Origin of the sequence: Promicromonospora panici (assembly GCF_900608595.1) — a bacterium.
In the GTDB taxonomy this organism is placed as follows: domain Bacteria; phylum Actinomycetota; class Actinomycetes; order Actinomycetales; family Cellulomonadaceae; genus Promicromonospora; species Promicromonospora panici.
Window position 1 is genome coordinate 59,889 of the sequence record NZ_UWYY01000005.1, and the last position, 25,424, is coordinate 85,312.

Consider the following 25,424-nt stretch of genomic DNA (forward strand, 5'->3'; position numbering starts at 1 on the left):
ACGACCCGATGTATACGGTCCTGAAACATCTGAACATCGTGCTAACCGAGCATCGCGCGGTCGGCGCCCCGCGCCACCAGCAGGGACCGCGCGGCCGTCAGGGCGCGCTCGTACACGCCGTCGTCGCCGAGCAGGAGGGACCGGTCGTTCGCCGCGTTCAGCAGCGCGTTGATCTCGAACGCCACCTGGGCCGGATCGGTGTCGGCGGCCAGCTCACCGGCGTCGACCGCGAGCTGCCCCTGGTGCACCAGGTAGGACTCCCAGGACTCCTGCGCCGCGACGACGGCGTCGCGGACCGCGCACCCCTCGCGCATGTCGAACTCCACCTCGACCGTGCGGAAGAAGCACCCGCCCCGGAACACCCGCGACCGGGAGTACTCGGTCCAGGCCACCACCAGCGCCCACAGGCGCGCCAGGCCTCGCTCCGCGGACCGGGCCGGGACTATCACGTGCTCGGTGTAGATCTCCGACGCCCGCTCCACGGTGGCGAGCTGGAGGTTCTCCTTGGACCCGAACAGCCCGGCGACCGCACTCTTGTTGACGGGTGCGGACGCCGCCAGCGCGCCGAACGACAACGCGTCCAGCCCGCGCACGGACGCCTCCTGCACCGCGCCGTCCAGCACGGTGCGGCGCGTGCGGTCGCCGCGGAGGCGCCGGCCGTCTGTCTGAGTCGTCATGGTGAAAAGTGTACGACCGTTCGGATACCGCCGGGCCATTCGCCGCCCGCGCGGTGAACTCGGCGTGAACTCCTGCCAACATCACCACCCGGATACGCAAAACCTTCCCTGACCTGCAAAGACACCCGTAGGCTCACGTCCGGTTTGTACCGGTTTCACTGAGGGGAAGACTATGGCCTACGCGAGCGACCACGCCCTGGCGGCGACCGCTGTCGCCGCCCTGGCGGCCCTGTGGTTCACCTGGACGGTCCGGCACTCCGGTCCGTGGGGCCGGATCGTCCCCGTCACGGGGCTCGTGCTGGCCGGCGTCGTCGTGGCCGCCGGCGTCCTGACCGCCGTCGGCACCTGGCCCGACGGCACGGTGGTGACCGGGCGGGTCGTCAGCATCTACGTCGCGGCGCTCCTCGTCCACGGTGCCCTGACGCGCCTGTGCACCGGGCTCATCGCGAGCAAGTACCGCCGGGCGGTGGCGGCGGCCAAGGACGAGGACAAGGCGGGTGTCACCGCGGGCAAGCCGCGGATCCACCTGATACCGACGATCGTCGCCCTCTCCACGGCGATCCAGGTGGCGGTGATCGCCAACACCCTGGCGGTGCCCGGCCTCTACCTCGGCGCCGCCGCCGGGCTCCTGGCCGCCGTCCTCGCCTGGCCGCTCGGCTGGGCGCTGCGCACGGTCGTCCGCCAGCGCAGCCACCGGTCGACGGCGGCGCTCGCACACCCTCTGACCGGCCTGCTCACCGGGGCGGTACTGGTCGGCACCGCGGTGTGGACGCTCCTGCCGCCACCCTAGCCGCCGCGCGCCCTTTACCTGGAGGATCCGGAGAAGTCTGACGCCCTTCCTCCATCTTTTGCTTGACACCCGACAGAAGTCGCCATAGGTTCGCAAAGCCACCTTGTGGCGCACAACACACATGCGAGCCATCCGAGGTCTTTCCGACAAAGGCGGCCGCATGGGTCATGAGGGCGTGGCCGTCGCCGCTGACGGTCGCGAGCCGATGTCCTTGGAGGGAACGACGATGTGGTCCACCTTCGTGACAACGCTGTCAATCACGGCGTCGCCGCCAGCTTCGCGCGCCTGAGCCCCAGTCCCTCCTGATCCCTGCCTCGTCGGGACGGCTCGAACGCCTGCCCGGCGGTGTCGAACGGAGACACATGCCCGAGAACAGCACCGACACCCGATCCCCGCAGGGCGGCGTGTCCCGCCGCACGATCCTGACCGGCACTCTCGCCGGCCTGATGGCGCCGGCCGGGGCGCTCTCCCTCGGCGCCGACAGTGCGATCGCCGCCGGCTCGAAGCCGATCACGACCCTCGGCACCACCCGGCACATCACCGTCTACGCCGAGCCGCTGCCCGGCGGCCGCTACGGCTACGGGCTCGCCCCGGGCAAGGCCACCATCCCCGGCCCGCTGCTGGAGATGTGGGAGGGCGACACCCTCCAGGTCGAGCTGGTCAACAACACCGACAAGCGCCTGTCGATCCACCCGCACGGCGTCGACTACAAGACCGAGTCCGACGGCAGCCCGTTCAACGACTCGTTCAACGAGCCCGGCGAGACCCGCACCTACACCTGGGGCAGCCACGTACAGACCCAGCTCGACGACGGTCACTGGATCCCCGGCACCGCGGGCTACTGGCACTACCACGACCACGCGATGGACGGGGAGCACGGGACGGCCGGGCTGCGCGCGGGCCTGTACGGCGGGCTCATCGTGCGACGCAAGGGCGACATCCTGCCCGACCGCACCTTCACCGTCGTGTTCAACGACATGACCATCAACAACAAGTCGGCGCCGGACACCCCGATGTTCGAGGCGAACCTCGGCGAGAAGGTCGAGTTCGTCGCGATCGGGCACGGCGACCAGCTCCACACGTTCCACCTGCACGCCCACCGCTGGGCGAACAACCGGACCGGGTACCTGACCGGCCCCGACGACCCCAGCCAGGTGATCGACACTCGCGACCTCAACCCCGGCGACTCGTTCGGGTTCCAGGTCAAGGCCGGGGAGAAGGTCGGCGCGGGCGCGTGGATGTACCACTGTCACGTCCAGTTCCACTCCGACGGCGGCATGGCCGGGATCTTTCTGGTCCGCAACGCCGACGGGTCCATGCCCGACGGCGCGCAGGACGCCATCGACCGGTTCCACGAGCACGGCGGGCACACGGCGGGCGCGGCTACCGAACCGGCCGCAGGATCCGCCGGCGAGACCGAGCCTGAGACAGCGGACCACTCCGGACACTGACCGCCACACCCCTGATCACGCGCAAAGGAGCAGTGATGGAACGGACAGGAAGACGCACGATCCGCGGGGCCGCCACCCCGCGAAGGATGGCACGTGGCGCGCTGGCCGCACTCGCCGGCACGGCCCTCGTCGTCAGTCTGGCGACGGTCCCCGCCCAGGCCCAGCGCACGACCACCGACGCCGCCCCGGCGGCCGTCGCACCCGCCGCACCGGCGGCTCGCACCGCGGCGCAGGCCGCCGCAGACGTCACAGTGCTCGTGTTCCACGGGGCGCCCGCCCAGCAGCTCGACCCGGTGACGGCCGCCGTCCGGACGTTCCGGGAGCTCGGCGCGGAGCACGGGTTCACCGTGCACACGGCCAGCGACCCGAAGGTCTTCACGGCGAAGAATCTCGCGGAGTACCGCGGCGTCGTCTTCCTGTCCGCCGAGGGCACGGAGCTCAGCACCGCGCAGGAGGACGCCCTCAAGACCTACGTGCAGGGTGGTGGCGGGTTCCTCGGGGTCCGCGACGCCGCGCGCGCCCAGGACCGCTCGCAGTGGTTCACCGGGCTGATCGGCACGCGGCCGGCGGGCAACCTGCCGGACCCGCTGGCCGTCGCGGGCGTCACCGCGAGCGCCGAGAACCCGCCGAACGAGATCGCGACGAAGCTGATCGACGGCGACAGCGCCACCAAGTGGCTCGCCTTCGAGCCGACGGCGTGGATCGAGCTCGAGATGGCGGAGCCCGTCGTCGCCACCCGGTACGCGCTGACGTCGGCCAACGACGCCGCCGGCCGCGACCCGCAGGACTGGACGCTGCAGGGCTCGGCCGACGGGACGACGTGGACCGACCTGGACACGCGGGCGGACCAGGACTTCCCGGACCGCTTCTCGGCGCAGGACTACCGGTTCGAGAACGCGACCGCCTATCAGCACTACCGGCTCGACATCACGGCGAACGCGGGCGACAACCTGACCCAGCTCGCGGAGATCCAGCTCTTCGACGCCTCCGGCGAGGGGGAGCCCGACCCGGTGGTCCCGGTGCAGGAGGCGACGGTCAACGTCGTCGACCGCGCGCATCCGGCCAACGACGGGCTGCCGCTGAACTGGGAGCGCTCGGACCGGTGGCTGAACTGGTCGCCGAACCCGGTGGGCGACGTGCACACCGTGGCGCAGGTCGAGGAATGGGACTACGACGCCGGCGAGGGCGCGAACGGCGCCTTCCACCCGATCTCGTGGTGCCGCGACTACGACGGCGGCCGGTCGTTCTACACCGGCATGGGCGGCACCACCGCGAGCTATGCGGAGGCGGAGTTCCGCGACCACCTGCTGGGTGGCCTGCTGTGGTTGACGGGCATGGTCCGCGGCGACTGCCAGGCGACCATCGCGTCGAACTACGAGTCGGAGCGGCTGACGGCGAAGAACGCCGCGGGCACGCTCGACCAGATCGGCGAGCCGCACGGGCTCACGGTGGCGCCGGACGGCGGCGTCTTCTACATCGGCAAGGCGGCGTGCCCGTCGGGTCCGGTCGTGCCGTGGGAGGACCCTGACGTGGGGCTCGGCTGTGGCACGGTCCACCGCTGGGACCCGGAGTCGGGGACGACGAAGCTGCTGACGACGCTCGACGTCATGGGCAACCGCGGCAGCGGCAGCGAGCTGGTCAAGAACGAGGAGGGCCTGCTCGGCATCACCCTGGACCCGGCGTTCGCCGAGAACCGGTGGGTCTACCTGTACTGGATGCCGCACGAGTCGATCGACGTCGAGCGGCGCGTCGGGCAGCGGACGGTGTCGCGCTTCACGTACGACGCCGAGGCGAACACGATCGACCAGTCCACGCGCGTGGACATGCTGCAGTGGGAGACGCAGATCCACAGCTGCTGCCACGCGGGCGGCGGCATGGACTTCGACAACGACGGCAATCTCTACATCGGGTCCGGCGACAGCAACTCCTCGGGCGGTTCCGAGGGCTACTCCGGCAACAACTGGACCCAGGAGTACGCGGGTATCTCGTTCCAGGACGCGCGGCGCACCGCCGGTAACACGAACGACCTGAACGGCAAGATCCTGCGGATCCACCCCGAGCCGGACGGTACGTTCACGATCCCGGAGGGGAACCTGTTCCCGGAGGCCGACGACCCGGGCGACAAGACGCGCCCGGAGATCTACGTCATGGGCGTGCGCAACATCTCGCGGCTGGCCTACGACAAGAAGAACGACTGGCTGACGGCGGCGTGGGTCGGGCCGGACGCAGGCCTGCCGAACCCGGAGCTCGGGCCGGCGAAGTACGAGACCGCGACCATCATCACGTCGGCGGGCAACCAGGGCTGGCCGTACTGCATGGGCAACAGGCAGCCGTACCGGGACCGCAGCAACGAGGACGCGACGGTCCTGACCGGCTGGTACGACTGCGACAACCCGAAGAACACCTCGCCGCGCAACACGGGCCTGGTGGACCTCCCGCCGGTGCGGGACAACATGATCTGGTACTCGCCGAGCGGCGGCGGGCCGGTCTTCCCGGAGCGGGAGAACGGCATCCCGTCGTACGTGGACTCCGAGGCGACCTATACGCAGCCGTACCTGCGGGGCGGCGGCCAGGCCGTCATGAACGGCCCGACGTACCACCGGTCCGAGGTCGACACGGGCAGCGGCGACGCCTGGCCCGCGTACTGGGACGGCAAGTGGTTCATCGGTGACCAGTCGAACTCGAACAACCGGATCGCCGTCACGGTGAACCCGGACACGGTCGAGGATGCCGGTGCCCCCGCGTTCGCCGAGGACCTGCGTCAGATCGTCCACGGCGGCAACGCTGACGACGACGTCGACCAGTGGATGGATGCCAAGTTCGGCCCTGACGGCGCCCTGTACCTGCTTGACTACGGCGGCGGGTTCTTCTCCCTGACCGACCGCCAGAAGCTCGTCCGGATCAGCTACGAGGGCGGTCCGGCGACGCCGGTTCCCGCCGCCTCCGGGGCGAGCGTGCAGAGCGACCCGCTCACCGTCGCCTTCACGGGCGACCGCTCGGGCGGCGTCTCCTACGCCTGGGACTTCGGGGACGGGACGACGTCGGACGAGGCGAACCCGCGGCACACCTACGCCCGGGTCGGCAGCTACGACGCGACGCTGACGGTGACCTACGCCGACGGCGAGACGACGACGGTCGACGTACCGGTCGAGACCACGTGCACCATCCCGGACGACCGGGACACGGTCTGGATCGGCGACGACAACAGCGGCGTCACCAACGAAGACCTGGGCGGCTGCACGATCAACGACCTGATCCGCGACGAGGCCGAGTGGGACACCAACGGCCGGTTCGTGAACCACGTCACCGCGGTGGCCGACCAGCTCCAGGCCGACAAGGTCATCACCCCCAGGGAGAAGACGACGCTGGTCCAGACCGCCGAGCAGTCCGGCATCGGCGCGGAGGGCAGCACCGGCTACCGGTGGCTGTTCGACGGCACGGCGGAGTCCCTCGCGGGCTGGCGGCAGGCCCCGGGCGGGAACTTCGACCTCCGCGAGGACGGGTCCATCCGGGCGCAGGGCGGGCTGGGCATGCTCTGGTACCCGGGTGAGGAGTTCGCGGACTTCTCGCTGAAGCTGGAGTTCAAGGACGTCGCCCCCGGTGACGGCCACGCCAACAGCGGCGTCTTCACCCGGTTCCCCGACCCGCGGGTACCCAGGGACGAACGCCCGGAGTGCGGTCAGCTGACCGACGCCGAGGCCTGGGTGGCGATCTACTGCGGCCACGAGATCCAGCTCTACGACGGGGCGACCGGCGAGCCCCAGAAGACGGGCTCGGTGTACAACTTCGACCCGAACGGCCTGGCGGACGCCGGCGTGACCCCGAAGGGCGAGTGGAACGACTACGAGATCCGGGTGGTCGGCCAGCAGTACACGATCCTGCGCAACGGCGTCGTGATCAACGAGTTCGAGAACTCGCCGGGCAAGGAGTCCTCGCGCGCCGGCGACCCGCCGACCGATCTGCGGCAGTTCCTCAGCGGGTTCGTCGGGCTGCAGAACCACAGCGACGCGGACGCCATGGACTTCCGCAACATCCGGGTGCGTGACCTGTGATGTCCGCCGAGACGAGAGGCGCCCCCATGTCCCGACAGAAGCTGTTCCGGCAGAAGCTGTCCCGTCTCCTGGCCGCGGCCGCGGTCAGTGCCTTCGTGGCACTGCCGCTGGCCTCGCCCGGGGCCGTCGCCGCGGAGCCCTACGACGGCGGCGTGACGTCCTGGTCCAGCCCCGCCGGGGCGAAGGACCAGGCGACCGCCGAGGCCGAGGCGACCGCTGAGGCAGCGGACCAGGTGCTGACCTGGACCGCGGACGCCAGCGTCTCGGAGTACGCCACGGCCCCGGCCACGGCGACCGCCGGGGCCGCCACCGTGGTCTTCGAGAACAGCACCGCCACGGGCAACAACATCGGCATGTCCCACACCCTGACGTTCGACACGAGCACGCCGGGGTACAACCACGACGTCACCCTGGACATCCTGGCCAACCCGCTGGACAACAACGGCGGCCGGTACGAGGCCGAGGTCGTCCTGACCCCGGGCACGTACCGGTACTTCTGCGCGATCCCTGGCCACGGCACGATGATGGGCGAGCTCGTGGTCACGGAGGGGCCGGGCGAGGACACCACCGCCCCGGTAGTCACGGCGCAGGTCGCCGGGCAGCAGGACGCCGACGGCGCCTACATCGGCTCGGCCACCGTGAACCTCGCGGCCGAGGACGACAGCTCGGGCGTCGCGTCCGTCGAGTACTCGCTCGACGGCGGCGCGTACGTCCCGTACACCGAGCCCGTCGTCCTCGACGAGCCCGGTACGTACACACTGGAGCACCGGGCCACCGACAACGCCGGCAACGTCTCGGAGCCGGGGACGGTGAACGTGGTGGTGGTGCCCGCCGACGGGGAGGACACGACGGCGCCCGTCGTCACACCCGAGGTCACCGGCGAGCTCGACGACAACGGCGCCTACGTGGGGTCCGCGACCGTGAGCCTCGCGGCCCTGGACGCCGGCTCCGGCGTGGCGAGCGTCGAGTACGACCTGGACGGCGCGGGGTGGACGGCTTACACGGACCCGGTGGTCGTCGAGGAACCGGGTGAGCACACGGTGTCCTACCGGTCCACCGACAACGCCGGCAACGTCTCGGAGCCCGGCTCGGCGACGTTCACCGTCGTCGAACCGTCCCAGGAGGACACCACACCACCCACCGTGACCACCCAGGTCACCGGGGAGCAGGACGCCGACGGCGCGTACGTCGCCTCGGCGACGGTGGCGATCCTGGCCGAGGACGCCGGATCCGGCGTGGCGAGGGTCGAGTACGACCTCGACGGCGCGGGGTGGACGGCCTACACGGATCCGGTGGTCGTCGACGTCACGGGCGCGCACACGGTGTCCTACCGGGCCACGGACGTCGCCGGGAACACCTCGGCGCCGGGCACGGTGGAGCTGGTCGTCGTCGGCGGCAGCGACCCGCCGGACCGGACGCCGCCGATCGCGTCGGCGCAGGTCGACGGGGACCAGGACGAGCTCGGCGCCTACATCGACGCCGCGACGGTGTCCATCACCGCGCGGGACGACGAGTCCGGGGTGGCGTTCATCGAGTACGCGCTCGCCGACACCGCGTTCCGCGAGTACACCGGCCCGTTCGACGTCACCGACCCGGGCGCCCACGCGCTCGCGTACCGGGCGACCGACAACGCCGGGAACATCACCCGGACGGGGACCCTCAGGTTCTCCGTCTCCCGGAACGCCACCGACGCCTGCCCGGTCTCCGACGAGCGTCCCACGGTCATCCTCGGGAACGTGGACAGCAGGGTGGCCAACGTCGACACCGGCAACGGGTGCACCGTCGCCGACCTCGTCGACGCGGACGGGGGGTGGGTCAGCCACACGGCGTTCGTGAGCCACGTCCGCCAGATCGCCGACCGGCTCGCCGCGGCCGGCACCCTCACGGCCAGAGAGGCGGACAGGCTGGTGCGCGCGGCCAACCGCTCCGACGTGGGGCGGTAGGCCGGAGGATCGGCAGAACGTCAGGAGATCGGCAGTCCGGGCTGCCGATCTCCTGACTTCTTGCCGACTGCCCGTCCGGGAATTATGTGTACGGGTGTCCAGGCACCGTGCTAGTGTCCGTACGATCGTACGGATAGTTCCCCAGCACGAGGAGCGCACCATGCCCCGCCTCACCGCCGCCTCGCTCCGGGCCCTCGCCCGCACCGCGCCACCGCTCGCGGCCGAGGTCGCCACCCGGTTCTTCTTCCGCGTCGGCCCGCCCGCCGCCGTCCGCCCGCAGGAGCGCGTGGCCCACGAGGCGGCACGCCGCAGCACGATCCGGTACCGGCGCCCGGCCACCACCGGACGCGAGCCCGTCGACGTCGTCGTGTACGCCTGGGGTGAGCCCGGCGCGCCCGGCGTCCTCCTGGTGCACGGCTGGCAGTCCCGCGCGTCGTTCTTCGCCCCGCTCGTCGAGGACCTGGTGGCGTCCGGCCTGCGCGTCGTCGCCTACGACGCGCCGGCACACGGCGACTCGGGCGGCCGCCGGCGCACGATCGTCGACGACGTGGCGATCGTCCACCGCCTGTCGGACGCCGAACCGGCCCCCTGGGAGGGCATCGTCGGGCATTCCGCCGGGGCGCTGGCGGCCGGGGTCGCGCTGGCCGACGGCGTGGCGGCCCGCCGGTTCACCAGCGTGTCCGGCCCCTCGGCGGCGTCCGCGCTGGCGGACGGGTTCTTCGCGATCACCGGCCTGCCCCGGAGCCTGCGCCAGCGGTTCGACGACGTCGTGCGCCGCCGCAGGTTCCCCGACGTGCCCGACATCTACGAGCGGTACGACCTCACGCGACGGCCGGTGCCCGGCGCGGTCCCCGCCCTGCTCCTGCATGACACGGACGACCGGCAGGTCCCGTACCGCCATGCCGAGCGCATGCTCGCGGCGCACGCGGACTCCGCGGAGCTGGTGACCACAACGGGGCTCGGCCACAACCGGATCCTCCGGGACCCCGCCGTCCGCCGCAGCGTCCTGGACCACCTCGCCGCCCCGGTCCCCGCGAGGTCAGGCGCCGGCGAGCGCTGCCGTCAGTAGGGTCACCACCTCACGCAGGGCCGTCTCGTCCGCGTGGTCCGGGTTGACCTCGGCGCAGACCATGGCCAGCAGGCCCGGCGCCGAACCGAGAACGCCCAGTGCGCGGCCCAGCGCCGCCGGGTCGAGCCCGCGGCCGTATGTCGGGATGTCGGCCACCGGGAGGGTCAGGTAGTCGAGGACGTCGACGTCGAGATGCAGCACGAACGGGGCGTCCTCGGTGGCGGCCAGGGCACGGCGTGCGGCGTCCTCCGGGGCGGCGAGCACCTCGTCGACCGGTATCCGCGCCGCGGCGGGGACGAGGCCGTGGGTGTCCTCCTCGCCGTCGGAGTACCCGAAGAACACGAGCCCGCCGCCGTCCAGCAGCGGACGCCGGTGCCCGAGCGCGGCGAGCGGCTCCCAGGTGCCGGGCAGGTCCAGCAGGTGCGCGACGCCCATCGAGTCGAGGATCGGCTCGTCGGGGTGGTCCGGGGGCAGCTGGAGGTCCTGACCGCCGTCCACGTACACGAGCGCCACCTCCGGATGACGCTCCGCGACGGCGGCGACGACGCCGATGGTCACGGTGCACTCACCACCGATCACCAGCGGACGCTCGCCGCGGTCCAGCACGGCCCCGACGCGATCGCGCACCTCGTGCAGGCCGTCGGTGACGCGCTCGGCGTCGTTCGGCTCGCCCGGCCCGCGATGCGCGCGCCAGGTGGCGGTCGGCAGGTCGCCGTCGTCCCGGACGCCGACGCCGGCGTCACTCAGCGCGTCGAGCAGGCCGGCCGCGCGCAGTGCGGCGGGTGCCTTCTCGAGGCCACGAGAGTGCGCCGCGGCGCTGGACGGGACACCGACCACTGCCCACGTACTTGTGGAGTCCATCCGCCGAGTCTGCCCAAACCCGGCGCATCGCACCAGGCAGCCAGGTGCCCGGCGGGCTCGACCACTGTTCGTCGAGCCCGCCGAGGCCTCTCCTTGTTGCGAGCGTGATCGTTGCGACTACACGCCCGCTTCAGGCGCAACGATCACGCCCACAAGCAATGACGGGCGGGTCAGGCGACCAGCGACCTCAGCACGTACTGCAGGATGCCGCCGTTGCGGTAGTAGTCCGCCTCACCCGGGGTGTCGATGCGGACCACAGCGTCGAACTCGACCTTCGCACCGTCGGCCTTGGTCGCGGTGACCTTGACCGTCTCCGGCGTGACGCCGTCGTTCAGCGCGGTGACGCCGGTGACGTCGAAGGTCTCCGTGCCGTCCAGGCCCAGCGACTCGGCGTTCTGGCCGACCGGGAACTGCAGCGGCAGCACGCCCATGCCGATGAGGTTCGAGCGATGGATGCGCTCGAAGCTCTCGGTGATGACAGCCTTGACGCCCAGGAGCGCGGTGCCCTTGGCGGCCCAGTCACGCGACGAGCCGGAGCCGTACTCCTTGCCGCCGAGCACCACGAGCGGGATGCCGGCCGCGGCGTAGTCCTGCGCGGCGTCGTAGATCGTGTCCTGCGCGTTCTTCACGAAGTTGAAGGTGAAGCCGCCCTCGACGCCCGCACCGTCGTTCTCCGCGGCCAGCAGCTGGTTGCGCAGGCGGATGTTCGCAAACGTGCCGCGGATCATGACCTCGTGGTTACCGCGGCGCGAGCCGTAGGAGTTGAAGTCGCGGCGGCCCACACCGTGCTCGGCGAGGTACTTGCCCGCCGGGCTGTCCGCCTTGATGGAGCCGGCCGGGCTGATGTGGTCGGTGGTGACCGAGTCGCCGAGCTTGGCGAGCACGCGGGCTCCGCGGAAGTCGGTGACGGGCTCCGGCGTCATGCCCATGCCGTCGAAGTACGGGGGCTTGCGCACGTAGGTGGACTCGGCGTCCCAGGCGAACGTGTCGCCCTCGGGGGTCTCCAGCGCGGCCCAGCGCTCGTCGCCCTTGAACACGTCGGCGTAGTCGGACTCGAACATCTTGCGGTCGATGGAGGACGCGATGGTCTTCTCGACCTCGTCCGGCGTCGGCCACAGATCACGCAGGAACACCGGCTTGCCGGCCTCGTCGCGGCCCAGCGGGTCGTGCTCGAAGTCGAACTCCATGGTGCCGGCCAGGGCGTACGCGATGACCAGCGGCGGGGACGCCAGGTAGTTCATCTTGACGTCCGGGTTGATGCGGCCCTCGAAGTTGCGGTTGCCCGACAGCACGGAGACGACCGACAGGTCGTGCTCGTTGACGGCCTCGGAGACCTTCTCGTCCAGCGGGCCCGAGTTGCCGATGCACGTGGCGCAGCCGTAGCCCACGAGGTGGAAGCCCAGCTTCTCGAGGTACGGCCAGAGGCCGGCCTTCTCGTAGTAGTTGGTCACGACCTGCGAGCCCGGTGCCATGGACGTCTTGACCCACGGCTTGGACACGAGGCCCTTCTCGACGGCGTTCTTCGCGAGCAGCGCCGCGGCGATCATGACCGACGGGTTCGAGGTGTTGGTGCAGGACGTGATCGAGGCGATCGCGACGGCGCCGTGGAACAGCTCGAACTCCTTGCCCTCGCTGTTCGTGACGTGCACGTGCTTGCGGCCGTTGGGCGTGATGGCCGGCGAGTCGGACGCGGGGAACGATTCCTTCTCGGCCTCGTCGACGCGGTCCCTGACCTCGGGCGCGTACGTGGGCAGGTCGCGCATGAACGCGCTCTTCGCGTTCGTCAGCTCGATGCGGTCCTGCGGGCGCTTCGGCCCGGCGATCGAGGGGACGACGGTCGACAGGTCGAGCTCGAGGTACTCGGAGAACAGCGGCTCCGGCGAGTCGGCGTCGAGCCACAGGCCCTGCTCCTTGGCGTACGCCTCGACGAGCGCGACCTGCTCGTCGGAGCGGCCGGTCAGGCGCAGGTAGTCGACGGTGACGGTGTCGATCGGGAAGATCGCGGCCGTGGAGCCGAACTCCGGCGACATGTTGCCGATGGTGGCGCGGTTCGCGAGCGGCACCTGGGCCACGCCCTCACCGTAGAACTCGACGAACTTGCCGACCACGCCGTGCTGGCGCAGCATCTGGGTGATCGTGAGCACGACGTCGGTGGCCGTCACGGCCGCCGGGATGGAGCCGCTCAGCTTGAAGCCGACGACGCGCGGGATGAGCATCGAGACCGGCTGGCCGAGCATCGCGGCCTCGGCCTCGATGCCGCCGACGCCCCAGCCCAGCACGCCCAGGCCGTTGACCATCGTGGTGTGCGAGTCGGTGCCGACACAGGTGTCGGGGTACGCGCGCAGCACGCCGCCGACCTCGCGGGTCATGACCGTGCGGGCCAGGTACTCGATGTTGACCTGGTGCACGATGCCGGTGCCCGGCGGGACGACCTTGAAGTCGTCGAACGCCGTCTGGCCCCAGCGCAGGAATTGGTAGCGCTCGTGGTTGCGCTGGTACTCGAACTCGACGTTGCGCTGGAACGCGTCGGCGCGGCCGGCGACGTCGATCTGCACGGAGTGGTCGATGACCATCTCGGCGGGGGCCAGCGGGTTGATCCGGGTGGCGTCGCCGCCGAGCGCCGCGACGGCCTCACGCATGGTGGCGAGGTCGACGACGCACGGCACGCCGGTGAAGTCCTGCATGATCACGCGCGCCGGCGTGAACTGGATCTCGGTGTCGGGCTGCGCGTCGGGGTCCCAGGACGCGAGGGCGCGCACGTGGTCGGCGGTGATGTTCGCGCCGTCCTCGGTGCGCAGCAGGTTCTCGGCGAGGATCTTCAGCGAGTACGGGAGGCGCTCCACTCCCTCGACCGCGCTGAGCCGGAAGATCTCGTAGGACTTGCCGGAGACCTCCAGCGTTCCCTTCGATCCGAACGTGTCCACGGTGCTCACTGTGGCTCCTTCTGCGGGGCTGACGGTGCGTCGGCTCTCACAGGCGCGGTCATCGCGCAAAGGAGCCTTCGCATGGGTTCCAGGGGGCTTCACCCAGCCTAAGCCGGGCTGCTCAGGCCAGCATAACGCATTTATCTTGACGTCAAGATATCTGCGAGATCACCCGGTGCGCTATCGCCGCGTAGCCCTTGTCGGTGACGTGGATGCCGTCGGAGTGCACGAAGCGGTCCGGCACCACATCGGGGTCGAGCAGCGAGACGTAGGTCGCCTCCTGCTTCTCCGCGGCGGCCCGGACCGCGCTGTCCAGAGCCCTCGCCTCCAGCCCGATGTCCCAGGGTGTGGAGGGGCCGACGGCGACGATCTCCGCGTCCGGGAAGCGCTGGTGCGCCAGCTCGAAGGCCCGCGCGACGGTGCTGAACACCCGCTCCGGGTCCTCCCGGAGCTCCGGGAAGTCGTTCTGGCCGCCCGCGATCACCACGACCTGGACGCCCTTCTTCGGCGCGGCCCGCAGCTGCTCGCCGTAGGAGAGCTTCGGGATCTTGACACTCCGGCTCACGTAGCCGGTGCCGCCCTGCGCGACGTTCAGCTCGGTCCAGCCCATCTCGTCGGCCACCAGCGTGCTCCACCGCTTCGCGGACGACGACGCGCCCTGGCCGACCGTGTACGAGTCGCCGACGAACAGCGCCACGGGCGGCTTCGCCTTCTTCTTGGGAGGCGTCGGCGTGGGGGTCGGCGAGGGCGTCGGAGTGGGGGTGCCCGTAGGAGCGGGCGTCGGCACGCGCCCCGCCCCCGACGGCTGCGCCTGCACGACGCCGTCGCCGACGGCGATGCCGCCCGCCCCGGCGATCATGCCCACCACTATCGCCACGGCGAACGCCACCACCACACCCGCGACGATCCCGCCGCTCATCAGCCAACGCTTCACGGGGCGAATCCTATGCGCCCCGAAGGATGCGTTTTGTCCAGCTCGCTCGTCAGGCCTGCCGGTCGAGCACGGCCACGGCCTCGACGTGGTGCGTATGGGGGAAGAGGTCGAACCCGCGCACGCTCGTCAGGGCGTAACCGTGCGCCGCCAGGTAGCCGACGTCCCGCGCGAGCGCCGCCGGATCGCACGCCACGTAGACGATGCGGCGCGGGGTACGCGCGGCGATCGCGTCGACCACCGCTCGCCCGGCGCCCGTCCGCGGCGGGTCCAGCACCACGACGTCGGCCGCCGCTCCCCCGCTCAGCGCGCCCGCCAGCACCTTGTCCACCGCGCCCACCTCGAGCGTCACCTGGCCGAACGCGTGCGCGTTGCGGCGGGCGTCCTTCGAGGCCTGGGCGTCGCCCTCGACGGCGATCACCCGCCCCTGCGGCCCGACGGCGTCCGCCAGCGGCAGCGTGAACAGCCCGGCGCCGGAGTACAGGTCCAGGACGGTGGTGCCCTCGACGGGCCCGGCGGCGTCCAGCACGGCGCCCGTGAGCAGCGCCGGCGCCTCGCGGTGCACCTGCCAGAACCCGTCGGCGGCGACACGGTAGCGGTGGGTGCCCCAGGGCCCGGTCACGACCTCGGTCACGGACCGGCGGGCGTTGGGCCGGGAGTCGGGCTTACCACGACGCCAGGGCTCGCCGTCGACCAGCAGCACCGGGTCGCCCTCGGACGGCGCCACGAGCTTCAGCTGCGCGCCCGGCGTCCAGCTGCGGCTGAACACGTCCTCCGCCACGGCGAACGCCGAGAGCTCGGCGGTGGCCAGCGGCATCTTCTTCAGCGCGACGACGTCGTGGCCGCGGTGCGCGCGCATGCCGGCGCGCCCGTCGGCGTCGGCCACCAGCTCGATCCGGGTGCGGTAGTGCAGGCCGCGACGCTCCTCGTCGCCGGGCGCCGCCTCGACGGTGACCTCGCGCTCCAGCCACTCGGGGTCGATGCGGGCCAGCCGCTGCAGCTGCTCGACGAGCACGGTCTTCTTCCAGTCCCGCTGCGCAGGCAGTGCGACGTGCGAGAGCTCGCCGCCGCCGACGCCGTCGACCCCGGCGGCCGGCCAGGCGGGCGCCACGCGGTCGGGCGACGCCGCCAGCACCTCGACGGCGTCGGCGCGCCAGAAGCCGGAGCCGCCCTCGGTGACGCGGGCGCGGACCCGTTCGCCCGGCAGGGTGTGGCGGACGAAGACGACGCGGCCGTCCAGGCGGGCCACGCAGTGGCCGCCGTGCGCGACCGGACCGATCTCCAGCTCGAACTCCGTGCCCACCTCGGGCGCCGGAGCGTCGCTCACGCGGCGCGCGCGGCCGGGCCGCGGGGAACGCTGCGGACGGCGGCGCGGACGGCCGCCCGACTCCGGGTCGGCGGGCGCGGTGCGGCGATCGGGGTTGCGGGGCATGTGCCCAGTATCCCTTGCCCGCCGGTCAGATCCGCCTGCCGCGGATGAAGGTGTCGTCCTCAAGGCCGGTCTGGCCCCGCGACGAGGCGAGCTGCCAGGGCACCGACGCCACCACGACACCGGGTGTGAACAGGAGACTGCCCTTGAGCCGCAGCGCCGACTGGTTGTGCAGCAGCTGCTCCCACCAGTGACCGACCACATACTCGGGGATGTAGACGATCACCAGGTCGCGCGGCGACTCCCGGTGCACCGACCGCACGTACTTCAGCACCGGCCGCGTGATCTCGCGGAACGGCGAGTCGAGGATGCGCAGCGGGACGGGCAGGTCGAGCGCCTCCCACTCGGCCACGAGCCCCTCGATCTCCTCGCGGTCCACGCCGACGGTGACGGCCTCGAGCACGTTGGGCCGTGCGGCTCGCGCGTAGGCCACCGCCCGCATGGTCGGCTTGTGCACCTTGGAGACCAGCACGATGGCGTGCACGCGGCTCGGCAGCGAGCGCGCGGCGGAGACGTCGTCCAGCGCCAGCTCGTCGCGCACCCCGTCGTAGTGCTTCCGGATCCCCCGCATGAGGACGAACAGCACGCCCATCGCGAGCAGCGTGATCCACGCGCCGTGGGTGAACTTGGTCACCAGCACGATGATCAGGACGGTGCCGGTGAAGCCGAACCCGATGCCGTTGACCACGCGCGAGCGCTTCATCCGGCCGCGCACGACGGGGTTGGGCTCGGTGCGCAGCTCACGTGTCCAGTGCCGCAGCATGCCGAGCTGGGACAGCGTGAACGAGACGAACACGCCCACGATGTAGAGCTGGATGAGGCGCGTGGTCGAGGCGTCGAACGCGACGATCAGGACGATCGCCGCGATCGCGAGGGTCACGATGCCGTTCGAGAAGGCGAGCCGGTCGCCGCGGGTGTGCAGCTGGCGCGGCAGGTAGCCGTCGCGCCCGAGGATCGAGCCCAGCACGGGGAACCCGTTGAACGCCGTGTTCGCGGCGAGGACCAGGATGAGGCCGGTGACGGCGGAGACGGCGTAGAAGGCCGGGGGGAAGCCGGAGAACACGGCCTCGGCGAGCTGGCCGATCACGGGGATCTGCACGTAGTCGGTGGAGACCGGCTCACCGTTCACCAGGAGCTGGTCGTGCGGGTTCTCGGCGAAGCGGACGCCGGTGGCCTGGGCCAGCAGCAGGATCGAGATGATCATCGTCGAGGAGATGGCGCCGAGCAGCAGCAGCGTCGTCGCCGCGTTGCGCGATTTGGGCTTGCGGAAGGCGGGCACCCCGTTGCTGATCGCCTCGACGCCGGTCAGGGCCGCGCAGCCCGACGCGAACGCGCGGGCCAGGAGGAACGCACCAGCGATGCCGACCAGTCCTTGGTCGAACGCTGCCTCTCCCACCAGCTCGAACTCCGAGCTCTCGGCCTTCGGTAGGTTCCCCGCGAAGTAGCGGACGGCGCCGGTCACGACCAGGGCACCGACGACCGCCATGTAGCAGTAGGTCGGGATCGCGAACGCAGTGCCCGACTCCCGGACGCCGCGCAGGTTGAAGAGGGTGAGCACCGAGATCGCCCCGACGGCGGCGAGCACCTCGTACCCGCGCAGCCCGGGGATGGCCGACGACGCGTAGTGGGCCGCCGACGAGATCGACACGGCCACGGTGAGCACGTAGTCGACGAGCAGCGCCGAGGCGACGCCGATGCCCGCCGTCCGGCCCAGGTTGGTGGTGGCGACCTCGTAGTCACCGCCGCCCGACGGGTAGGCGCGCACGTTCTGGCGGTAGGACGCGACCACGATGAGCAGCACCGCGACCACGACGAGACCGACCCATGGCGAGAAGGCCATGGCCGCGATCCCGGCCAGCGAGAGGGTCAGCAGGATCTCGTCCGGCGCGTAGGCGACCGACGACAGCGCGTCCGATGCGAACACGGGCAGAGCGATCCGCTTGGGCAGCAGGGTGCGGCCCAAGCTCTCGCTACGTTTGGGGCGGCCGACGAGGAGTCGTTTGGCCGCATCGACGATGTCCGACACGTTGGAAGACTCTATGCCCAGTGTTGACGCACAGCGCACCGGGCCCAGGTCGCGGTAGCGTTCCGTCCGTGCACTTCGTGATCATGGGCTGCGGCCGAGTGGGCTCCAGCCTTGCCCAGGAGATCGAGAGCCGCGGGCACTCCGTGGCCATCATCGATCAGAATCCGGACGCGTTCCGGCGCTTGCCCGCGGACTTCTCGGGCAAGAAGGTCACCGGCGTCGGCTTCGACCGGGACATGCTCGTCCAGGCCGGGATCGAGGACGCGTACGCGTTCGCCGCGGTGTCCGACGGCGACAACTCGAACATCCTGTCGGCCCGCGTGGTGCGCGAGACCTACGGCGTGGACAACGTCGTGGCCCGGATCTACGACCCGCACCGCGCCGAGATCTACCAGCGCCTGGGCATCCCGACCGTCGCCACGGTGCGCTGGACCGCCGACCAGGTGCTGCGCCGCATGCTGCCGCTGGGCTCCACCGACGAGTACCGCGACCCGTCGGGTACGGTCCGGCTCGCGCAGATCGACTACCACCGGCGCTGGGTGGGCCGGCCCGTGCTCAACGTCGAGGCCGCCACCGGCGCGCGAGTCGCGTTCGTCACGCGATACACCTCGGCGGTGCTCCCCACGCCGGACCTCGTGCTCCAGGAGAACGACGTGCTGCACCTGCTCATGACGGCTGACGCCTCCGCCGACGTCGAGCGGATCCTCACCGCCGCCCCGCCCGCCGAGGAGGACTGATGCGCGTAGTCATCGCAGGAGCCGGCTCGGTGGGCCGCTCGATCGCCCGCGAGCTGCTGAGCCACGACCACGAGGTCACCTTGATCGACAAGAACGCCTCTGCCATGCGGGTCTCGCAGGTGCCCGAGGCGGAGTGGGTGCTCGCCGACGCGTGCGAGCTGCCCGCGCTGGAGGCCTCCGAGATGGAACAGGCCGACGTCGTCGTCGGTGCCACGGGCGACGACAAGGTGAACCTCGTGTTCTCGCTGCTGGGCAAGACCGAGTTCGGGGTGCCGCGCACCGTCGCGCGGGTGAACAACCCGAAGAACGAGTGGATGTTCGACCAGTCGTGGGGCGTGGACGTCGCGGTCTCGACGCCGCGCATCATGACCGCGATGGTCGAGGAGGCCGTCGCGGTGGGCGACCTCGTGAAGATCTTCAGCTTCAGCCAGTCGCACGCCGACCTGCTCGAGCTCACCCTGCCCGCCGACTCCCGCGTCGCCGGGACGCGCGTGGGCCGGGTCGTGTGGCCGGCCGACGTCACGCTCTCGACGATCGTGCGCGACGGCCGCCCCCTGGTGCCCAGCCCGGACGACACCCTGGAGGCCGGCGACGAGCTGCTGCTGGTCGCCGGTGACGACGCCGACACCGACGCCCTCCAGAAGCTGCTCGTGCCGAAGGGCTAGGCCGCTGCGCCCACCCGGGGCCGGCGCACGACGTACCACGTCAGGTACAGCACGAGCGCCCACAGCGGCACGCCCAGCACCAGGTGGAACGTGCCGAGCCAGCCGATGTAGCCCAGGTAGAACAGCGGCACCTTCACCGCGAGGCGCACGGCGAACAGGCCCACCCAGAGCCAGGTGGCGATGGCGTAGGTACGCATCTTCGCCGGGTCGTCCCGCCAGGCGGTCAGCGCGGCGAACACCGACGGCGCCTCGTCGTCGGGGGCCCGGTTCGCCTCGGCCTTCACGGCCTCCGGCGTCAGGCCGGCGCGCAGTGCCTCCACGACGTAGCCGACGGCGGGGCGGCGCACGAGGATGGTCGCGAGCAGCACCACGAGGTAGCCCGCGTTGAGCAGGAGGCCGCCCGCGTAGTAGTTCTCGGCCTCACCGGACCGCCACGCCCACACCACGCCGATCGCGATACCGAGCAGGCCACCCAGCGCCTGGGTGACGGGCGTGCCCTGCACCAGCCGCGCCACGACGAGCACCAGCGCCGAGACCACCGAAGCGATCAGTGGAACGGTCAGGTCCGTGAAGATCACGAATGCGACCACGAACACCAGGCCGGGCAGCACCGCCTCCACCAGGCCGCGCACCCCGCCCACCGCCTGAGCCGCGGAGAACTCCTCGCCGGTGAGGGCGCGCACCCCGCGCGCGGGGGCCGGATGGGACTGCTGGCCGGGCTGCGGGGGCACGTCAGGACGTGCTGGTTCGCTCATGGGGTTTATTGTGCCGTGCTCGCCGGGGTGCTCATTCACCCGGCCGGGGCCGGAGCTCGTAGCGCGGGTTGAACATGGTGCGGCGCCCGTCGACGTCGCACACCATGCCCTCGACGCGGATGCGACGGCCGGGCTCGATGCCGTCGATGGTCCGCCGCCCGAGCCACACGAGGTCAAGGGCGCCGGAGCCGTCGAACAGCTCGGCCTCCAGCGCGGGCACGCCCTCGCGGGGGCGCAGCACCACCGAGCGCAGCACGCCCGCGATCTTGCCGCGGCTGCGGACCGGCACGGACGCGACGGCCGTACAGCCCACGTTCCGGGAGGCGTCGGCACGCTCCTCGGTGTCCTGGACCTGCTCGTTGGACGCGAGCGTCTCGCGGATGCGGGACGCCAGCGCCGAGCGCAGCGTCATCAGCGATTCACTTCCTCAGCCGATCTGAGTGATCTCGGGGCCGCGACGCAGCGGGTCGATGTCGGACATCTGCGGTACCGCGTCCGCCGGGCCGGCAGCGGGCGCCGCCGACTGTGCATCATCCTTGCGCGCCGACTTCGGCAGCGCCAGGGGCAGCAGGTCACGGGGCGGTCGCGGGCTCTGGTCGCGGACCACCACGATGTTCGCGAACACGGACTCCAGCGCCTTGGCCGCCTCGGCGTCGAGCGCCGCCTTGCCCGCGAGCACGCCGCGGATGAACCATCGCGGCCCGTCCACCCCGATGAACCGCGCGGGCCGCTGCCCGGACTGCCCCTCCGGGCCCTTGACCGGCATCCGGACCAGCAGCTCGCGCCCGAACACGCCGGGCACGTCGTCGACGATCCCGCCCTGCCCGCTCACGGACTGCGCGATCTCGTGCCGGATCTCGTCCCAGATGCCCTCGGTGCGCGGCGCGGCGAAGGCCTGTATCTGGAGGTTCGACCCCTCCAGCGCGGCCGTCACCCCGGTCACCTTCTGCGTCTTCTTGTCGATCTCCATGCGAAGCTCGAGGCCCGGCATCACCGGCAGCCAGATGGCACCGAGGTCGACGCGCGGGCCCATCTCGCCCACCTGCGACCGGTCGAACGGCCCGTGCGGCCGCTTCTGCTGCTCGGCCTCCACCGACGCCCACTCGACCGGGGCGGGCTCATTCGCCGTGCCTCGTCGGCTGAACAGACCCACAGCCACGCTCCTTCGTAGTTCGTCCGGCTGCGTGCGCACGCGATCGCAGCGCACAGCAGCGTTATCCACTCGTTACTTATAGCCTAGACCCGTCCGGGGCAGAGCCGGTACGGAAGTCGGGACGGCTAGGTCCCGGGCGTTCAGCGCCCCGCGAAACCGCCGCTGGAGCCGAAGCCGCCGTCGCCACGGTGCGAGCCGGGCAGGGTCTCGGCGACCAGGAACCGGGCCCGCTCGACCTTCTGGATCACGAGCTGCGCCACCCGGTCGCCCCGGGCGAGCTTCACCGCCTCGGTGGGGTCGGTGTTGAGCAGGATGACCTTGATCTCGCCGCGGTAGCCCGCGTCAACCGTGCCCGGCGCGTTCACTATCGTGACGCCGTGCTTCGCCGCCAGGCCGGACCTGGGGTTCACGAACGCCGCGTAGCCGTCGGGCAGCGCTATCGAGACTCCCGTAGGCACCACCACCCGGCCCTGGGGCGGGATCTCGACGTCGACCGTGGTCACCAGGTCGGCGCCGGCGTCGCCGGGGTGCGCGTAGTGGGGTGCGGGAACGTCGTCGAGGAGGCTGATCAGCACGTCGACCGTGCTGCCGTCGTCGGTTGGCACAGGGGTGGGCACGCCGGAAGAGTACGCCACCTCTGGGATGATGTCCCCATGACGGCGACCACCCTCACGTTCCACGAGCGTCTCCTGCCCGGTCCCGGTGGCTGGCTCGGCACGGTCGGTCTGGGCGCCATCGCGGCGATCGCGCTGTGGCCGGTGCACGCGGCGGCGGGGATCGTCGCAGGGCTGCTGGTGTGCGTGGGGTCGGCGGTCGCCCTGGCGGCGACCTCCCCCGTCGTGGAGGTGTCCGACGGCGTCCTGCGCGCCGGGAACGCCCGTGTCCCGGTCACGCTGCTCGGGCCTGCCGAGGCGCTCGACGTCGCCGCCATGCGGCACGAGCTGGGCCCGGGGCTCGACGCCCGGGCTTACGTGTGCCTGCGCGCGTGGGCCCGTACCGGGGTGCGGGTCGCGCTCGACGACCCCGCCGACCCGACCCCCTACTGGCTCGTCTCCACGCGCCGTCCGGAGCTGCTGGTGCAGGCTCTGCGGAACTGAGCTGAGAGCCTGACCCGGACACGACGAAGGCTGCCACGCATCGCATGACAGCCCGGTCGTGTCGTCAGTGCCGAAGGCCTGGTGGATCAGGCAGCGCACTCCGTGCAGATCATCTGGCCGGCCTTCTCGTAGGCCAGCTGGCTGCGGTGGTGCACGAGGAAGCAGCTGGAACACGTGAACTCGTCCGCCTGACGCGGCAGCACGCGCACTGCGAGCTCCTCGCCGGACAGGTCCGCGCCCGGGAGCTCGAAGCCCTCGGCCGCCTCGGTCTCGTCCTCGTCCACAACGCCCGAGGACTTGTCAGAACGACGTGCCTGCAGCTCCTGGATCGAATCCTGCTCGACATCCTCATCGGTCTTACGTGGGGCGTCGTAGTCAGTTGCCATGTGGTGTTCTCCGTCGGTAGGTGGTCGCGCCGGAAGGTTTCGGGTCATCCGGGGATTCGACGCCGCCCCGGCCGGGTCACCGCAAGCGCCGTCGAACGGCGTCCGTTACGGGTGTACGCGCAGATAATGCACACGGCCCCGGATTTGTTCCCGAGTCGGCCCACGGATTGTGCACCATTTCTGTCAGGCGCGCTACATCTGCGGGTGTAACCCCGGTCACGTACGCTCTGACCTGCATCAACGCCCGGATAATCGCCTTTGGACCCCCATCAGGGGTGAGGGCTCTCTCGGGGGTGTGTCAGAAAAAAAGATCACCCGATCTCGTCGGTTCCCGCCCCGTCCGCGTCGGCCGCCTCGAGGATCTCGGCAAGCTGCGCGACGAGCTCGGGCCGACCCGCCACCGTCATCGCATTACCCGCGGGACCGCCCCGCAGACCGGTCACGACGGCGCCCGCCTCGGTGGCCACCACCACGCCGGCGGCCATGTCCCACGGGTTCAGCCCGCGCTCGTAGTACAGGTCCATCGAACCGTCCGCGAGCAGGCACAGGTCGATCGCCGCGGAGCCGAGCCGCCGGATGTCGCGGATCTTCGGCAGCACCTGGGTGAGCACCTGGGCCTGGTGGGCGCGGCGTCCGGCGTCGTACCCGAAGCCCGTGCCGACCAGCGAGGTGCCGAGGGACGCCGCGGCACCCACCCGGATCGGCTCGCCGTCGCGGGTGGCGCCCTCGCCGAGCCCGGCCGACCAGGTACGCCCGTCCGCCACGCTGTGCACGCAGCCGGCCAGCACGGTCCACGCACCGGGCTCGGGCGGGCCGGCCACCACGGCCACCGACACGGCCCAGGAGGCCACCCCGTACAGGTAGTTCACCGTGCCGTCGATCGGGTCGAGGACCCAGGTGAGGCCGCTGGTGCCGGCGACGTCGTCGCCCTCCTCGCCCAGGATCGCGTCGTCGGGCCGCTCGGCGGCGATGATCTCGCGCAGCAGGTCCTCGGAGGCGCGGTCCATGACGGTCACCGGGTCCACCTCGCTCGACTTGGTGGCCGCGACCACCACGCGGTCCGGTCTACCCTCACGTACCAGAGCACCCGCTGCTGTCGCGAGGCGGACGGCGAGGTCGCGGAGGGCGGTGACGGTGACGCCGTCGGGCAGCTCGGGCAGTGCGGGTGAGATCACGCACCCATCCTGCCGCAAGCGCCTACGGGCCACTATCCCGCGGCACACCGACGCGCCTGCGCCGCGCGACCGCCGCGCGGTGGCAGGCTCGCCTCACAGGACTACCCCGGGAGGACTGGCATGGACGAGCTGGAGCTGGTACGGCTGCACGAGGACGGTGAACGACTCGTCCTCGTCGCGCGCGACGGCGCCCAGAGCACCCTGCCCATCACCGATGCCCTGCGTGCCGCTATCCGTGGTGACCGACCGCGCATGGAGTCGATCCGCGCCCAGGAGGAGTCGGCGCTGCGCCCCCGCGAGATCCAGGCGCGCCTGCGCGCGGGCGAGACCTGCGAGGAGCTCGCCGAGGCCTCCGGCCTGCCGATCGACCACGTGCGCCGGTTCGAGTACCCGGTGATCTCCGAGCGTGAGCACTCGATCTCCCGGGTCCGGGCCAAGGCCGTCCTGACCGATGACGACGGCGCCACCACCCTGGGCGAGGTCGCCGACGAGCGGCTGCGCTCGCGCGGCGTCCGCCCCGACGACGCCCGGTGGACCGCCACCCGCGAGGGCACCCACCCCTGGATCGTGCAGGTCGAGTTCACCGCCGCCGACCGGCCGCGGGTCGCCCGCTGGTCCCTGGAACCGCGCGGCGGCTTCGTGACGGCGCTCGACGACGAGGCGCGCTGGCTCGGGCTCCCGGAGGACGACGGCGGCCCGGCGCTCGCCGGCGTGTCCACGCTGCCGCCGCACCGGAGCAACCAGCACCCGTCCCGCCCGCGGCCGCCCGAGCCCGACGACACGGACCTGCTGCTCGACAACCTGTCGGAACGCCGCGGCCAGCGGCCCGCCCGGCGCTCCATCCCGGACGCCGAGGTGTCGGACCTGCTGGAGCTCGACGACCTGGACGGCCGCACGGACGGCCGCGACGCACCCCCGGACCCGGCGCCCGAGCCCGAACCCGCCGCGGAGCCGTCCGCCGCCGTCGTCGACATCGGCGCGCGGCGCGGCGGGTCGCGCCCCAAGATGCCGTCGGTGAAGGTGCCCGACTCCCCCGCCGACCTGGACTGGGAGGGTCCCAGCCAGTGGGAGATCCCGGACCGGGCGCCGAGCGCCGAGCAGAAGCCGGACCCGGACCCGCGCCCGGCGGACGAGCCCACGGCCACCGACAACCCGGCGCCCAGGCCCGAGCCCGACAAGCCGCCGGAGAAGCCGGCCGAGCAGGCGCCGCCCAAGCGCCCGGCGGCCAAGCGCGGCCGCAAGTCGCGCGCGCAGGTGCCGAGCTGGGACGAGATCGTGTTCGGCTCGCGCCCGGAGGTCTAGC

At 71.6% G+C, this 25,424-nt stretch carries 21 protein-coding genes; 9 read left to right on the forward strand and 12 right to left on the reverse strand.

The window, feature by feature from the left end:
- Positions 1 to 41: 41 nt before the first annotated feature.
- A complete protein-coding gene (locus EW117_RS06880; protein WP_129785062.1) occupies positions 42 to 677 on the reverse strand; it encodes a TetR/AcrR family transcriptional regulator in 636 nt (211 codons plus the stop codon).
- A 172-nt stretch (positions 678 to 849) separates the two neighbouring features.
- On the opposite strand from EW117_RS06880, the gene EW117_RS06885 reads away from it, so the two are divergent.
- From EW117_RS06885 to EW117_RS06905, 5 genes are all read left to right on the forward strand, one after another.
- On the forward strand, positions 850 to 1,467 hold the full coding sequence (locus EW117_RS06885) for a hypothetical protein (RefSeq protein ID WP_129785064.1): 618 nt from the start codon (positions 850 to 852) through the stop codon (positions 1,465 to 1,467).
- A 362-nt stretch (positions 1,468 to 1,829) separates the two neighbouring features.
- Complete coding sequence (locus tag EW117_RS06890; protein ID WP_129785066.1) at positions 1,830 to 2,918, forward strand: multicopper oxidase domain-containing protein; 1,089 nt, start codon at positions 1,830 to 1,832, stop codon at positions 2,916 to 2,918.
- Between the two features lie 35 nt (positions 2,919 to 2,953).
- On the forward strand, positions 2,954 to 6,970 hold the full coding sequence (locus EW117_RS06895) for a ThuA domain-containing protein (protein ID WP_207211780.1): 4,017 nt from the start codon (positions 2,954 to 2,956) through the stop codon (positions 6,968 to 6,970).
- A 26-nt stretch (positions 6,971 to 6,996) separates the two neighbouring features.
- Positions 6,997 to 8,913 carry an OmpL47-type beta-barrel domain-containing protein gene (locus tag EW117_RS06900; protein WP_129785068.1) on the forward strand — a complete coding sequence of 639 codons (1,917 nt, stop codon included), beginning with the start codon at positions 6,997 to 6,999 and terminating at the stop codon, positions 8,911 to 8,913.
- Positions 8,914 to 9,073: 160 nt separating this feature from the next.
- Entirely contained in the window at positions 9,074 to 9,982 is a 909-nt protein-coding gene (locus EW117_RS06905) for an alpha/beta hydrolase (protein ID WP_129785070.1), read from the forward strand.
- Here the strand turns inward: EW117_RS06905 and EW117_RS06910 are convergent.
- The 5 genes from EW117_RS06910 to EW117_RS06930 all read right to left on the reverse strand — a co-directional run bounded on the left by EW117_RS06910 (position 9,953) and on the right by EW117_RS06930 (position 18,153).
- Entirely contained in the window at positions 9,953 to 10,843 is an 891-nt protein-coding gene (locus tag EW117_RS06910) for an arginase family protein (protein ID WP_129785072.1), read from the reverse strand. The two genes, EW117_RS06905 and EW117_RS06910, sit on opposite strands and share 30 nt — an antisense overlap.
- A gap of 170 nt (positions 10,844 to 11,013) precedes the next feature.
- Entirely contained in the window at positions 11,014 to 13,776 is a 2,763-nt protein-coding gene (gene acnA, locus EW117_RS06915) for an aconitate hydratase AcnA (protein ID WP_129785074.1), read from the reverse strand.
- A gap of 142 nt (positions 13,777 to 13,918) precedes the next feature.
- A complete protein-coding gene (locus EW117_RS06920; protein WP_129785076.1) occupies positions 13,919 to 14,701 on the reverse strand; it encodes an SGNH/GDSL hydrolase family protein in 783 nt (260 codons plus the stop codon).
- A 49-nt stretch (positions 14,702 to 14,750) separates the two neighbouring features.
- On the reverse strand, positions 14,751 to 16,130 hold the full coding sequence (locus EW117_RS06925; protein ID WP_129785078.1) for a class I SAM-dependent RNA methyltransferase: 1,380 nt from the start codon (positions 16,128 to 16,130) through the stop codon (positions 14,751 to 14,753).
- A 25-nt stretch (positions 16,131 to 16,155) separates the two neighbouring features.
- On the reverse strand, positions 16,156 to 18,153 hold the full coding sequence (locus tag EW117_RS06930) for an APC family permease (RefSeq protein WP_129785080.1): 1,998 nt from the start codon (positions 18,151 to 18,153) through the stop codon (positions 16,156 to 16,158).
- A gap of 83 nt (positions 18,154 to 18,236) precedes the next feature.
- On the opposite strand from EW117_RS06930, the gene EW117_RS06935 reads away from it, so the two are divergent.
- Positions 18,237 to 18,890: a potassium channel family protein gene (locus EW117_RS06935; RefSeq protein WP_129785395.1), complete on the forward strand. Its 654-nt coding sequence runs from the start codon at positions 18,237 to 18,239 to the stop codon at positions 18,888 to 18,890.
- Positions 18,890 to 19,555 carry a potassium channel family protein gene (locus EW117_RS06940; protein WP_129785082.1) on the forward strand — a complete coding sequence of 222 codons (666 nt, stop codon included), beginning with the start codon at positions 18,890 to 18,892 and terminating at the stop codon, positions 19,553 to 19,555. The genes EW117_RS06935 and EW117_RS06940 overlap by 1 nt, the downstream gene beginning before the upstream one ends.
- Here the strand turns inward: EW117_RS06940 and EW117_RS06945 are convergent.
- From EW117_RS06945 to dut, 4 genes are all read right to left on the reverse strand, one after another.
- On the reverse strand, positions 19,552 to 20,310 hold the full coding sequence (locus EW117_RS06945; RefSeq protein WP_129785084.1) for a DUF3159 domain-containing protein: 759 nt from the start codon (positions 20,308 to 20,310) through the stop codon (positions 19,552 to 19,554). The two genes, EW117_RS06940 and EW117_RS06945, sit on opposite strands and share 4 nt — an antisense overlap.
- A gap of 31 nt (positions 20,311 to 20,341) precedes the next feature.
- Positions 20,342 to 20,722: an OB-fold nucleic acid binding domain-containing protein gene (locus tag EW117_RS06950; protein ID WP_129785086.1), complete on the reverse strand. Its 381-nt coding sequence runs from the start codon at positions 20,720 to 20,722 to the stop codon at positions 20,342 to 20,344.
- 15 nt (positions 20,723 to 20,737) lie between these two features.
- On the reverse strand, positions 20,738 to 21,463 hold the full coding sequence (locus EW117_RS06955; protein WP_129785088.1) for a DUF3710 domain-containing protein: 726 nt from the start codon (positions 21,461 to 21,463) through the stop codon (positions 20,738 to 20,740).
- 140 nt (positions 21,464 to 21,603) lie between these two features.
- Positions 21,604 to 22,080, reverse strand: a complete 477-nt coding sequence (gene dut, locus EW117_RS06960; protein WP_242504130.1) for a dUTP diphosphatase — start codon at positions 22,078 to 22,080, stop codon at positions 21,604 to 21,606.
- 36 nt (positions 22,081 to 22,116) lie between these two features.
- Here dut and EW117_RS06965 point away from each other — a divergent pair, with 36 nt between their 5' ends.
- Positions 22,117 to 22,560, forward strand: coding sequence for a DUF3093 domain-containing protein (locus EW117_RS06965; protein WP_129785090.1), 444 nt, complete (start codon positions 22,117 to 22,119; stop codon positions 22,558 to 22,560).
- Positions 22,561 to 22,646: 86 nt separating this feature from the next.
- On the opposite strand, the gene EW117_RS06970 is transcribed toward EW117_RS06965, so the two are convergent.
- Both EW117_RS06970 and EW117_RS06975 read right to left on the reverse strand, forming a co-directional pair.
- Entirely contained in the window at positions 22,647 to 22,946 is a 300-nt protein-coding gene (locus EW117_RS06970) for a DUF4193 domain-containing protein (RefSeq protein WP_116675819.1), read from the reverse strand.
- A gap of 311 nt (positions 22,947 to 23,257) precedes the next feature.
- Positions 23,258 to 24,121 carry an inositol monophosphatase family protein gene (locus EW117_RS06975; RefSeq protein ID WP_129785092.1) on the reverse strand — a complete coding sequence of 288 codons (864 nt, stop codon included), beginning with the start codon at positions 24,119 to 24,121 and terminating at the stop codon, positions 23,258 to 23,260.
- 120 nt (positions 24,122 to 24,241) lie between these two features.
- Here EW117_RS06975 and sepH point away from each other — a divergent pair, with 120 nt between their 5' ends.
- Positions 24,242 to 25,423 carry a septation protein SepH gene (gene sepH / locus EW117_RS06980; protein ID WP_129785094.1) on the forward strand — a complete coding sequence of 394 codons (1,182 nt, stop codon included), beginning with the start codon at positions 24,242 to 24,244 and terminating at the stop codon, positions 25,421 to 25,423.
- The last annotated feature ends 1 nt before the right edge of the window (position 25,424 follow it).

Coding starts and splice junctions, on each gene's coding strand:
- EW117_RS06880 (WP_129785062.1), bottom strand. CDS start 677: ATGACGACTCAGACAGACGGCCGGCGCCTCCGCGGCGACCGCACGCGC.
- EW117_RS06885 (WP_129785064.1), top strand. CDS start 850: ATGGCCTACGCGAGCGACCACGCCCTGGCGGCGACCGCTGTCGCCGCC.
- EW117_RS06890 (WP_129785066.1), top strand. CDS start 1,830: ATGCCCGAGAACAGCACCGACACCCGATCCCCGCAGGGCGGCGTGTCC.
- EW117_RS06895 (WP_207211780.1), top strand. CDS start 2,954: ATGGAACGGACAGGAAGACGCACGATCCGCGGGGCCGCCACCCCGCGA.
- EW117_RS06900 (WP_129785068.1), top strand. CDS start 6,997: ATGTCCCGACAGAAGCTGTTCCGGCAGAAGCTGTCCCGTCTCCTGGCC.
- EW117_RS06905 (WP_129785070.1), top strand. CDS start 9,074: ATGCCCCGCCTCACCGCCGCCTCGCTCCGGGCCCTCGCCCGCACCGCG.
- EW117_RS06910 (WP_129785072.1), bottom strand. CDS start 10,843: ATGGACTCCACAAGTACGTGGGCAGTGGTCGGTGTCCCGTCCAGCGCC.
- EW117_RS06925 (WP_129785078.1), bottom strand. CDS start 16,130: ATGCCCCGCAACCCCGATCGCCGCACCGCGCCCGCCGACCCGGAGTCG.
- EW117_RS06935 (WP_129785395.1), top strand. CDS start 18,237: ATGGGCTGCGGCCGAGTGGGCTCCAGCCTTGCCCAGGAGATCGAGAGC.
- EW117_RS06940 (WP_129785082.1), top strand. CDS start 18,890: ATGCGCGTAGTCATCGCAGGAGCCGGCTCGGTGGGCCGCTCGATCGCC.
- EW117_RS06945 (WP_129785084.1), bottom strand. CDS start 20,310: ATGAGCGAACCAGCACGTCCTGACGTGCCCCCGCAGCCCGGCCAGCAG.
- EW117_RS06950 (WP_129785086.1), bottom strand. CDS start 20,722: ATGACGCTGCGCTCGGCGCTGGCGTCCCGCATCCGCGAGACGCTCGCG.
- EW117_RS06965 (WP_129785090.1), top strand. CDS start 22,117: ATGACGGCGACCACCCTCACGTTCCACGAGCGTCTCCTGCCCGGTCCC.
- EW117_RS06970 (WP_116675819.1), bottom strand. CDS start 22,946: ATGGCAACTGACTACGACGCCCCACGTAAGACCGATGAGGATGTCGAG.
- sepH (WP_129785094.1), top strand. CDS start 24,242: ATGGACGAGCTGGAGCTGGTACGGCTGCACGAGGACGGTGAACGACTC.